General features: G+C 42.7%; 11 protein-coding genes, 2 tRNA genes and 1 rRNA gene. 11 read left to right on the top strand and 3 right to left on the bottom strand.

Going from position 1 to position 11,587, the window contains the following annotated elements:
* Window positions 1–18: 18 nt before the first annotated feature.
* The 7 genes from obgE to BVU_RS08585 all read left to right on the top strand — a co-directional run bounded on the left by obgE (window position 19) and on the right by BVU_RS08585 (window position 5,059).
* Window positions 19–1,203 carry a GTPase ObgE gene (obgE, locus tag BVU_RS08555; protein WP_005839602.1) on the top strand — a complete coding sequence of 395 codons (1,185 nt, stop codon included), beginning with the start codon at window positions 19–21 and terminating at the stop codon, window positions 1,201–1,203.
* Complete coding sequence (gene pgeF, locus BVU_RS08560; protein ID WP_005839604.1) at window positions 1,200–1,982, top strand: peptidoglycan editing factor PgeF; 783 nt, start codon at window positions 1,200–1,202, stop codon at window positions 1,980–1,982. Before obgE ends, pgeF begins: the two co-directional genes overlap by 4 nt.
* Window positions 1,983–2,021: 39 nt before the next feature.
* The gene (locus BVU_RS08565; protein ID WP_005839606.1) at window positions 2,022–2,681 is read left to right on the top strand and encodes a B3/B4 domain-containing protein; all 660 of its coding nucleotides are present in this window, start codon (window positions 2,022–2,024) and stop codon (window positions 2,679–2,681) included.
* 9 nt (window positions 2,682–2,690) lie between these two features.
* Window positions 2,691–3,314, top strand: a complete 624-nt coding sequence (locus tag BVU_RS08570) for a M23 family metallopeptidase (RefSeq protein ID WP_005853570.1) — start codon at window positions 2,691–2,693, stop codon at window positions 3,312–3,314.
* Window positions 3,315–3,317: 3 nt separating this feature from the next.
* Window positions 3,318–3,509, top strand: a complete 192-nt coding sequence (locus BVU_RS08575; protein ID WP_005839609.1) for a hypothetical protein — start codon at window positions 3,318–3,320, stop codon at window positions 3,507–3,509.
* Between the two features lie 204 nt (window positions 3,510–3,713).
* Window positions 3,714–4,250 (top strand): outer membrane beta-barrel protein, encoded by a 537-nt coding sequence (locus BVU_RS08580; RefSeq protein ID WP_008667901.1) that lies wholly within the window; start codon window positions 3,714–3,716, stop codon window positions 4,248–4,250.
* Between the two features lie 203 nt (window positions 4,251–4,453).
* Window positions 4,454–5,059, top strand: coding sequence for a porin family protein (locus BVU_RS08585; RefSeq protein WP_005840300.1), 606 nt, complete (start codon window positions 4,454–4,456; stop codon window positions 5,057–5,059).
* A 106-nt stretch (window positions 5,060–5,165) separates the two neighbouring features.
* On the opposite strand, the gene BVU_RS08590 is transcribed toward BVU_RS08585, so the two are convergent.
* Both BVU_RS08590 and BVU_RS08595 read right to left on the bottom strand, forming a co-directional pair.
* A complete protein-coding gene (locus BVU_RS08590) occupies window positions 5,166–6,134 on the bottom strand; it encodes an ISAon1 family transposase (protein WP_418792646.1) in 969 nt (322 codons plus the stop codon).
* Window positions 6,135–6,144: 10 nt separating this feature from the next.
* Complete coding sequence (locus tag BVU_RS08595) at window positions 6,145–6,486, bottom strand: ISAon1 family transposase N-terminal region protein (RefSeq protein ID WP_005844522.1); 342 nt, start codon at window positions 6,484–6,486, stop codon at window positions 6,145–6,147.
* Window positions 6,487–6,632: 146 nt separating this feature from the next.
* Between BVU_RS08595 and BVU_RS08600 the strand changes: the two genes are divergently transcribed.
* Window positions 6,633–7,304 (top strand): porin family protein, encoded by a 672-nt coding sequence (locus BVU_RS08600; protein WP_011965265.1) that lies wholly within the window; start codon window positions 6,633–6,635, stop codon window positions 7,302–7,304.
* Between the two features lie 101 nt (window positions 7,305–7,405).
* On the opposite strand, the gene BVU_RS08605 is transcribed toward BVU_RS08600, so the two are convergent.
* Window positions 7,406–8,608: a phosphoribosylaminoimidazolecarboxamide formyltransferase gene (locus BVU_RS08605; protein WP_257228563.1), complete on the bottom strand. Its 1,203-nt coding sequence runs from the start codon at window positions 8,606–8,608 to the stop codon at window positions 7,406–7,408.
* A gap of 1,072 nt (window positions 8,609–9,680) precedes the next feature.
* Between BVU_RS08605 and BVU_RS08610 the strand changes: the two genes are divergently transcribed.
* The 3 genes from BVU_RS08610 (at window position 9,681) to BVU_RS08620 (ending at window position 11,507) form a co-directional block, all read left to right on the top strand.
* Window positions 9,681–11,208: ribosomal RNA gene (locus tag BVU_RS08610) — 16S ribosomal RNA — on the top strand.
* Window positions 11,209–11,342: 134 nt separating this feature from the next.
* Window positions 11,343–11,416 (top strand) — tRNA-Ile (locus BVU_RS08615).
* Between the two features lie 17 nt (window positions 11,417–11,433).
* Window positions 11,434–11,507, top strand: a tRNA-Ala gene (locus BVU_RS08620).
* The last annotated feature ends 80 nt before the right edge of the window (window positions 11,508–11,587 follow it).

An 11,587-nucleotide genomic window follows, 5' to 3' on the forward strand; every position in this document is an offset into this window, starting at 1 on the left:
ATTAGTAAATTATTAATTATGGCTGAATCGAATTTTGTTGATTATGTGAAGATATATTGCCGCTCGGGTAAGGGCGGGCGAGGCTCTGCGCATATGCGTCGTGAGAAGTATGTACCCAATGGTGGCCCTGACGGTGGTGATGGCGGTAGAGGAGGTCATGTTATTTTGCGGGGAAACCGTAATTATTGGACATTGCTTCACCTGAAGTATGACCGCCACGTGTTTGCCACACACGGCGGCAATGGATCGAAGAACAAAAGCTTTGGTAAAGATGGTGAAGACAAAGTTATTGAAGTACCTTGTGGTACAGTGGTTTATAATGCTGAAACAGGTGAATATATCTGTGATATCACCGAACACGGACAAGAAATAATTCTGTTGAAAGGAGGACGTGGGGGATTGGGAAACTGGCACTTCCGTACAGCAACCCGTCAGGCGCCACGTTTTGCACAACCGGGAGAACCCATGCAGGAGCTGATGGTTATTTTGGAATTAAAACTGTTGGCTGATGTAGGTTTGGTAGGTTTTCCAAATGCAGGGAAATCCACTTTATTGTCTACCGTATCGGCGGCACGTCCTAAAATAGCCAATTATCCGTTTACTACGCTGGAGCCGAATTTGGGTATCGTGTCCTATCGCGAAGGAAAATCTTTTGTCATGGCGGATATTCCCGGAATTATTGAAGGGGCCAGTGAGGGAAAAGGACTGGGACTTCGTTTCCTGCGCCATATAGAACGCAACTCTTTGTTGCTCTTTATGGTACCGGGTGATACAGATGATATCCGTAAGGAATATGAAATCCTGCTGAATGAGTTGGCTACCTTCAACCCGGAAATGTTGGATAAACAACGTGTGCTTGCCATTACCAAAAGTGACATGTTGGATGAAGAACTGATTGCCATGTTGGAGCCGACATTGCCGGATAATGTTCCGCATATCTTTATCTCGTCGGTAACTGGCTTGGGGATACAGCAGCTGAAGGATATTTTATGGACAGAATTGAATAAGGACAGCAATAAGTTGGAAGGTGTCCGTACGGAAACAATTGTTCATCGCGCCAAAGATGTTGCCAAACTGCAGGAAGAGTTGAAAGACATGGGTGAGGATGAGGACTTTGAATATGAATATGAAGAAGATGCCGATGATGACTTCGATTATGAATATGAAGATGAGAATTGGGACGAAGAAGAGGAAAAGAAATGAAACGGCTGACATCAGATAATAAAATGTTGGGATATGAGCTGATGAAGGCATATCCCAACATTTCTTGTTTTTCTACCACCCGTCACGGAGGTTGTAGTAAGGGAAACTACGCTTCGTTCAATTGTAACGGATATTGTGGGGACGAGGCAGAAGATGTGAATCGCAACCGGGAATTGCTGCGTAGCTTGTTACCCGGGGAATCGGTAGAACTCGTAATTCCGCATCAGACCCATAGTGACCATGTGAAAGTTGTGGATACTATTCAGGTAAATACTGAATTGGAAGGAGTGGATGCATTGGTAACAGACATTCCCGGTTATTGCTTGTGTGTATCTACGGCCGATTGTGTTCCTGTTTTATTATATGATACCCGAAAGAAGGTAGTGGCTGCCATTCATGCCGGATGGCGTGGTACGGTGGCCCGGATTGTGGAGAAGACAGTTTCAGTCATGGATAACCAATACGGCTCGCAAGGGAAAGATCTCATTGCTTGCATCGGTCCCAGTATTTCATTGGAGGCTTTTGAAGTAGGGGATGAAGTTTATCAAGCTTTTTGTGAGGCGGGGTTTGATATGAATCAGATTGCCCGTAAAGAAGCAAAATGGCATATTGATTTGTGGGAAGCCAACCGTCAGCAATTGTTGGCATACGGTGTGAAGCCTGAACATATTGAGATATCCGGCATTTGTACGTATCATAATAACGATGATTTCTTTTCGGCCCGCCGGCAAGGAATCCGGTCGGGAAGGATATTATCGGGCATTCTTTTAGGTGTCTGAGGAATACGCTCGTTGGAATAACGCAGTATAAAAATAAATATGGAAATAAAAGTATCGGAAGAAATAAAGAAAGCCTGTCCGCAGTTTGCCGGTATAGCCATCCGTGCTACGGTAGAGAACACTGCTTATAGCGAATCTTTGTGGAAAAAGATAGACGAGTTCACTATACGCTATCGTGAAATGTACACTACGGATTCCATTAAGGATATGGTTACGATTCATGCCACTCGGGAGGCTTATAAGAAATGTGGGAAAGACCCTAGCCGTTATCGTCCTTCGGGGGAAGCGCTCTGCCGTAGAATCCTGCGTGGAATTTCCTTGTATCAGATAGATACTTTGGTAGATCTTATTAACTTGGTATCTATTCGTTACGGATATTCCATCGGTGGCTTTGATGCGGATAAAATACAAGGAGATACATTGGTGTTGGGTATCGGTAAATCCGGAGAGCCTTATGAAGGGATAGGACGTGGAGAGTTGAATATAGAAGGAATGCCTGTTTACAGAGATGCTATGGGCGGAATCGGTACGCCGACCAGTGATAACGAGCGTACTAAACTGGAGGCAGGAACTACGCATCTGCTGACTATTATTAATGGATATAGCGGCAAGGAAGGTTTGCAGGAAGCGGCAGATTATATGTTGGAGCTCTTGAAAGAGTTTGCAGCGTCCAAGGATGAAGAATTAATTTATTTTTAAAATGAGATAATGAAAAGCACACAATTACTATTTTTATTGTTCATAAGTGTGGCGGCATGGGCTGGGGGGCCGGCCAAGAGTAATTTTACCGCAATGGAAGTAAACCATATCAGAGTCAAGACTCCCGGGCTCTTTAACGGGCGCAAGAGTTTCTCCATTCATCTGGATAGTATAAAAGAGAATGAATATTGTTTTCCTCTTCCCGGTGGTAAAGTGATTTCTGCATACGGAGCCCGCCGGGGGCACAGTGGAACGGATATAAAGACTAAGGCCAATGATACTATCCGTTGTGCGTTTGATGGAATAGTACGTATGGCAAAAACATACGCTGCTTATGGAAATGTAGTTGTTGTGCGTCATGATAATGGATTGGAAAGTATTTATAGTCATAATTCCCGGAATTTGGTAAAATCCGGAGATATCGTGAAGGCCGGTGATGCAGTAGGATTGACAGGCAGAACCGGACGTGCCACTACTGAACACCTTCATCTGGAATTCCGGATAGATGGACAACATTTCAATCCGAATCTGATTTTTGATATGAAAGACCGTACTTTGCACAAAACGGAAATTGTTTGTACCAAAGCCGGCAATAGAGTGATAGTAAAACAGAATTTAACACCTAAAAAATAGACGATGGACATAGAAAAAGCAATCACCGAAGGAATTGTATTCAAAGGTGGTAAATCTCCTAGTGGTAAGCAAGAAGATAAAGTGAAGACCAAGGCTAAAAAGAAAAGCTATATAACAGGGTTGCATGGGTCGGGAGCTGCCAAGATGAAAGCTGAGTTTCGTAAAAAACGTGCTAACAGACATAAGAATAAATAGGAATGTAGATTGAATTTAATATTCAGTACTTTATTAATAATTAAACAATTATCCTCTCCTTTGTTTTGGAATTATTCGTTTTTATATAAAATATGTTGTAAAACATAGAATAAACTGTACCTTTGCAATGTAAAACACAAAGAAGGCAAACCTCTTCGGCGTGGATTAATAGGTAAAAAGTTTAATTTAAAAATGACAAAAGAGATGAAAAAGATTGTATTGTCTGTTATTGTAGCATTGATTGCTATTACTGCAAATGCGCAGGTGTATGTAGGTGGAACATTTGGAGTAGGTTCTGATAAAGTGGAAACAGAAGGAACAGAAGTTAAGAATACTACTTTCAAGATTCTGCCGGAGGTCGGTTATGAACTAAATGAAGATTGGTCTGTCGGTACAGTAGTCGGTTATGAATATAATAAAAGCGGTGATGTGAAAACTAATACTTTCACTATTGCTCCTTATGCACGTTATTTCTTTTTGAATAGTGATGTAGTCCGGTTATTTGCCGATGGCGGATTTGGCTTTTCTACTTCAAAAACGAAGGGGAATGACGCTTTGAATTCGTGGAATATTGGTATTAAACCGGGTATTGCCATCAAATTGTCTGATCATTTTTGTCTGGTTGCCAAGTATGGTTTTCTTGGATATTCCAAAAAAGAGAATCATGGATATGAGAGTGAAAATGTTGGTATAGATTTTGATACGGATGAGTTAAACTTTGGCTTTCATTATATATTCTAATCATATATAAATGTATCTGATAATCAGGAATCATATAACTGTATAATAGTTTGGTGAGCGGAATTTTTCATTTTATGAAAGATTCCTCTTATTTTCTTTACACATTAGGACTGGTTTCCAAAATAAAGCTTATATTTGTGAATGTAATGACGGTACAAAGGAATTGGGAACTGAAATTTATTATTAACTAAAAACAAACAGTCATGAAAAAACTAGCCTTTTTTATTTTATTGTCATTGGTTACACTAGGTGTCTCTGCACAATCAAATCTGAAATGGAATGTGAATGCGGGTATTGGTATGTCAAACTGGTATGGTGATGATACGGATGGTACAGATGCTAAATTTGCTTATAAAGTGGGTATAGGTTTGGAGGTACCTTTTGCTAATACTAATATATGGTCTTTCCAGACAGGTTTGAACTTTATTTCTAAAGGTGTGAAAGGTGATGGAGTAACTGACGCCTGGGACGTGGTTGATGTGACGATCAACCAGCTTTATCTGGAACTGCCTTTGATGGTTGGTGCTCGGATACATACGGCCAGCAATTTTGATCTTCTTTTCAAAGGTGGTCCGTATTTGGCTTATGGAGTTGGCGGAAAAACTAAAATAGATGGTGTATCCGAGAAGGCTGATACTTTCGGTGATGATGGTTTAAAAAGGTTCGATGCCGGTTTGGGGTTAGGAGTTGCTTTTGAATTTGGCAACATAGTTGTAGGTGTTGAAACTGGCACAAGTTTTACTAAAGTAGCTAGCGGTGTTAGTGCTCATAACCTTTCTGCATTGGCCACTATCGGTTATAAATTCTGACCACAGATATAATCTTACCTTTAAATATATAAAGAACGGCTGTTTCTCTTTTAGAAAGAAGCAGCCATTTTTTGGGGTCAACGTAACAATCTGAGGGATTTTATATTTAAGCATATAATTTAGCAAGTCTATATAAGAAAAAAGCTCTATCTCTTACTCCTCTGAACTGTGCTCTAAATGCTTTGATTTTAGCATTGAATGACTCAGCTTCGGCATTGGTTGCCCTCCTTTCAAAAAAATTGATTATATCCAGATAATGTGTTTGTATAGAACGTGCGACCCTTCCAAAGGTGAGGAACCCTGATTTATCTACTTCATCATACCACCTTGCCAGCCTTGTCAAAGCAATATCCTTAAACTTACACTGATGATAGATTAAGCCTAACCGCATAGACAGATAATATCCTTTCTTTATATCGGGATATTCCTTGAAAAGAATTTCAGCCCGTATTCTTTGAGACTGAGTCCATAAGGATTCCTTCTTGTAAAGCAGATAAATACTTCTCGCTAACAACTGCTTTCTTGTATCTCCATTAGCGAAAACAGGTGCATGATACATCTTTCCACAGGCCTTTGCATAAGCAATCTGAGTGGACTCTTCATCCAAAGCCTCCCAGCGAGCTTTTACCCGCATCTCCTGCACCGCTTCATAAGCTAACTTCTGTACGTGAAAGCGATCGGTAACACGTTTGGCCGCAGGAAAGCAGATGCGTGCAATCTGCTCCATGTTAGGAGCCATATCCAAAGTAATCTCGCGCACTTGGTAACGGCGGCGACGGGATAGCTTAAGCAGGACAGAAGTGACCGTATGAACGTCCGTACCTTTAATGATGGCAATCATACTACCTTTACCACCGTGAGCTTCTTTATTGGTCAGTACAGTATAGAGTTCCCCACGCGAGAGGGCTACTTCATCAATACAGATATAAGCACCGATATTCTTTTCGAATAGTAGCCAATCCTCTGCATGAACAAGTTGGTCCCAATGGAGATAACCACTTAGATGGTTACGGTATTGACGCTCCAATAAATCCCCGTCAACTCCAGATAAAACACCTAAGAGCTTGCAACTGATCGGATAGCTATCAATATAGTTCTTTTAAAAAAGACGCAAAATCCTGCGTCATACGAGTACCTTCAGCCACCATACGCCAGTTACGAGAGATATACTCATTATGCTTCTTTAAGAGCCAGCGACGACGACGAATATTAAGGAAGACCTTCTTGCCACGAAGAGGAAAATCCTGAACAATAACAGGATCATAAAAGCCTTTACTCTCAGTATCCTGATCTGTATACTTCTCAGGAACGATATTTTTCTCCTCAAGGTAGAACACAACTTCATTTACGCTTTCCTTCACATCAACAAGATCAAAGTAATCTAAAGTGCCTTCAGGAAGAAGAAGGCGATAACCGTTTAACTCCATAAGCTATGAATTTGGAGACAAAGATAACAATTTATAAATTTACCCCTCAGCTTTTTACATTGACCCATTTTTTTTAGATGAAGCGTGGTTTATGAAATAAAAGCTATATTTGCAGATTATGATTAAAGACACAATTTTTTAGGGATATGGCATTAATAGATAAGGTAAGAGTGATAAAACTACTTCTTTTTGCACTGTTTATGATGGTAAGCATGGTGACTCCGGCTCAGAGTCAGGTGGATTGGAGTATAAAGGCCGGTATAGGCATGGCAAATATTATAGGTGATAATATGGGATCTCCTAAAGTAAAACTGGCGTATAAATTAGGCATTGGCTTGGAGTGCCCTTTTGATAAGATCTGGTCTTTACAAACAGGCGTTTCGTTTGTTTCCAAAGGCACTAATCATACGATTGTTGAAACAGATGGAATTTCGGCTCAGGCTAAAGTAAATGCATCCTATTTGGAGTTTCCTGTAATGGTGGCAGCCCGGTTTGCAATGGATCGGAATACTTATATACTTGTTGCGGCAGGTCCCTATGGCGCATGGGGGATTGGTGGCAAAACCAAGGCTTTAGGGTATAGCTGGTCATCATCGTCTACACCGGATTGGAATACTGGAAATGTGGTTGAAATAAATACTTTTGGCAAAGATGGACTTGATCTGCGTCGTTTCGATTATGGAGTGGCGATAGGTTTATCGGTGGAATACCGGCATTATGTGATAGGAGTGGAAGGACGATTAGGGCTGTGCAAACTTCAAAAAGAACTTCAAGGGAAGAATATTACCGGTTTTGTAACAGCGGGATATAAATTTTAAGACGATTTTTTATATGGATTGTAAACACGGATCTTACAGGCTAAGTATGGTTTGCTTTTTATCTGTAAATCCGTGTTGCAATTTGCACTGAGTATGAATAATTAATGATGGAATAAACGAACACCAGTGAATGCCATGGTGATGCCGTATTTGTCACAAGTGTCAATTACATGGTCATCACGTACAGAGCCTCCAGCTTGTGCTATGTATTCCACTCCGCTCTTATGCGCACGTTCTATATTGTCACCAAATGGGAAGAAAGCATCCGAACCCAATGATACCCCCTTCATGGTATCCAGCCACGCGCGCTTTTCTTCGCGAGTCAGCACTTCCGGTTTTTTAGTGAAGAATTGTTGCCAGATGCCGTCAGCCAGAACATCTTCATGATCGTCACTGATATAGACATCAATTGTATTATCACGATCTGCACGGCGGATTTTTTCTACCCACGGCAGATTCATTACTTTAGGATGTTGGCGCAAATACCATATATCCGCTTTATTACCGGCAAGACGTGTACAGTGGATGCGGCTTTGCTGGCCGGCACCGATGCCGATAGCCTGCCCGTCTTTTACATAACAAACAGAATTACTTTGTGTATATTTTAAGGTGATAAGGGCAATAATCAAATCGCGTTTTGCTTCGTCTGGAAAATGCTGGCTTTTAGTTGGAATATGAGTCAGCAGGCTTTCGTCCAGTCTGATTTCGTTGCGGCCCTGTTCAAAAGTAATGCCGAATACATCTTTGTGTTCAATAGGTGCAGGGCGGTAAGCTGGGTCTATTTTAATTACATTGTATGTTCCCTTGCGTTTGTTTTTCAGGATTTCCAGCGCTTCCGGTGTGTAATCGGGAGCTATGACGCCGTCTGAAACTTCACGGTTGATGAGGCGCGCGGTAGCTTCGTCGCAAGTATCGCTCAATGCGATAAAGTCTCCGTAAGAAGACATGCGGTCAGCGCCACGAGCACGGGCATATGCGGTAGCCAATGGGGTAAGTGGCAAGTCATTCACAAAATAAATTTTCTTCAAGGTGTCATTCAACTCGATTCCTACTGCGGCTCCTGCCGGACTGACATGCTTGAAGGAGGCTGCTGCGGGTAGTCCGGTAGCTTCTTTCAATTCTTTGACCAGTTGCCAACTGTTGAAAGCGTCCAGAAAATTGATGTATCCGGGACGTCCGTTTAATACTTCGATAGGCAATTCCCCTTCTTGCATGAAGATGCGTGACGGTTTTTGGTTGGGATTGCAGCCGTACTTTAATTCTAATTCCTTTGCCATAGTTTTATAATATTTCGGTTTATAGATTTTCAATGTGTGGCAAAGGTACAAAATAAATGGGGAAGACAGGTTATAAGAACTGTTTTTGGTTGCAGGCAATATGCTCGGGTGTTATTGGGGGAAAGTTGGAATGTGAGATAGGAATTGCTTTGCAATATGAAAATCTATTTAAATTTTATTTAAAAAGAACTTTCAAAAGAATACGGAACAACATTTAAGCAGGAACTAAGTTTCATTTTTTTATTCGGAATTTTGGGTTTGTCGGACTTTGGTGGGGAAGTATGATCTGAGCTTGATGCGACTGTTTTTCTATTTTTTCTCCTACAGTTTTTCCCAAGTGTTTGCAGAGTCAGCACTTTTGAGAGTTCTGTAGTTTGTGTTTCGTAACTTGTCCGTTTGTCCTTCGGATTTGCTTCTTTTCCGTCTTTTCTTGTTTTCCGTCTGCTGTTTTCGTATGGGTCCCTTCCTTTTTCCGTCCCTATACGCGCGTGCGAATATTATAATGTGTGTGTCTTTTTCCTCCGGTGTCCTCCGTTATAAAAACATGCTTTGTAACACATCTGTTATTCAGTGTATTACAAAAAAGTTTCAGGAAATCCGTATAATTTTTCCTTCGTATGTTTGCTGGTAATCGTTAAAAGGTCTACCTTTGCATCCGCAATCGAGAGAGATGCGGCACTTCAGACAGTGTGTGACTGACTTGGTGAACCAAACGTAGGAGAGTTTTCCTTGACAGTGTCTGCACCCAGTATCTTACCTTAGCGGGGCTAAGGGAGCGAGAACGGATAAGACCTGGGAAGGATGAACGTCCCGCCTTTTATGGAAGTTTCGAAAAAAAAACTTTTTCAAAAAAACTTTCGAAAACATTTGGCGGTTACGATAAAATCTCTTACCTTTGCATCCGCTTTCGGAAACGATGGCAAGACATAAATGAGAGTTCTTTGAAAGATTTAAGATAAACAAACAAGTAGTACAAGCCGGTGCACCGTATGTAATATATATATGGTGTACGGAAAAACAAGAACCGTCAATATTGATATTGATAGATTTGGAATCCTTGAGCAGATTATCAACTGAATAGTTGGAAAAAGATATTATTACAATGAAGAGTTTGATCCTAGCTCAGGATGAACGCTAGCTACAGGCTTAACACATGCAAGTCGAGGGGCAGCATGGTCTTAGCTTGCTAAGGCCGATGGCGACCGGCGCACGGGTGAGTAACACGTATCCAACCTGCCGTCTACTCTTGGATAGCCTTCTGAAAGGAAGATTAATACAAGATGGCATCATGAGTCCGCATGTTCACATGATTAAAGGTATTCCGGTAGACGATGGGGATGCGTTCCATTAGATAGTAGGCGGGGTAACGGCCCACCTAGTCTTCGATGGATAGGGGTTCTGAGAGGAAGGTCCCCCACATTGGAACTGAGACACGGTCCAAACTCCTACGGGAGGCAGCAGTGAGGAATATTGGTCAATGGGCGAGAGCCTGAACCAGCCAAGTAGCGTGAAGGATGACTGCCCTATGGGTTGTAAACTTCTTTTATAAAGGAATAAAGTCGGGTATGGATACCCGTTTGCATGTACTTTATGAATAAGGATCGGCTAACTCCGTGCCAGCAGCCGCGGTAATACGGAGGATCCGAGCGTTATCCGGATTTATTGGGTTTAAAGGGAGCGTAGATGGATGTTTAAGTCAGTTGTGAAAGTTTGCGGCTCAACCGTAAAATTGCAGTTGATACTGGATATCTTGAGTGCAGTTGAGGCAGGCGGAATTCGTGGTGTAGCGGTGAAATGCTTAGATATCACGAAGAACTCCGATTGCGAAGGCAGCCTGCTAAGCTGCAACTGACATTGAGGCTCGAAAGTGTGGGTATCAAACAGGATTAGATACCCTGGTAGTCCACACGGTAAACGATGAATACTCGCTGTTTGCGATATACGGCAAGCGGCCAAGCGAAAGCGTTAAGTATTCCACCTGGGGAGTACGCCGGCAACGGTGAAACTCAAAGGAATTGACGGGGGCCCGCACAAGCGGAGGAACATGTGGTTTAATTCGATGATACGCGAGGAACCTTACCCGGGCTTAAATTGCAGATGAATTACGGTGAAAGCCGTAAGCCGCAAGGCATCTGTGAAGGTGCTGCATGGTTGTCGTCAGCTCGTGCCGTGAGGTGTCGGCTTAAGTGCCATAACGAGCGCAACCCTTGTTGTCAGTTACTAACAGGTCATGCTGAGGACTCTGACAAGACTGCCATCGTAAGATGTGAGGAAGGTGGGGATGACGTCAAATCAGCACGGCCCTTACGTCCGGGGCTACACACGTGTTACAATGGGGGGTACAGAGGGCCGCTACCACGCGAGTGGATGCCAATCCCCAAAACCTCTCTCAGTTCGGACTGGAGTCTGCAACCCGACTCCACGAAGCTGGATTCGCTAGTAATCGCGCATCAGCCACGGCGCGGTGAATACGTTCCCGGGCCTTGTACACACCGCCCGTCAAGCCATGGGAGCCGGGGGTACCTGAAGTGCGTAACCGCGAGGAGCGCCCTAGGGTAAAACTGGTGACTGGGGCTAAGTCGTAACAAGGTAGCCGTACCGGAAGGTGCGGCTGGAACACCTCCTTTCTGGAGAGGACGAAAGATCGATAAGGTTTTTGTTCTTGTACTGCTGGTGTTGTTTATTCAAGATATGATTCCGTAATGATACGGAAGAGAGAAAGTAAGAAGCCGGGTCTAATTAAACAGACTAGGTTGAACTTAGTCCTATAGCTCAGTTGGTTAGAGCGCTACACTGATAATGTAGAGGTCGGCAGTTCAACTCTGCCTGGGACTACGAACGGAATCAAGTTCGGGGGATTAGCTCAGCTGGCTAGAGCATCTGCCTTGCACGCAGAGGGTCAACGGTTCGAATCCGTTATTCTCCACTCCATCGGAAACGTAAGAAACGAAGATGAACGATCTATGACATATTGTACAAGCAAACAGTAATTTTAGTAGTAAAGAG

Origin of the sequence: Phocaeicola vulgatus ATCC 8482, from assembly GCF_000012825.1 — a bacterium.
GTDB lineage: Bacteria > Bacteroidota > Bacteroidia > Bacteroidales > Bacteroidaceae > Phocaeicola > Phocaeicola vulgatus.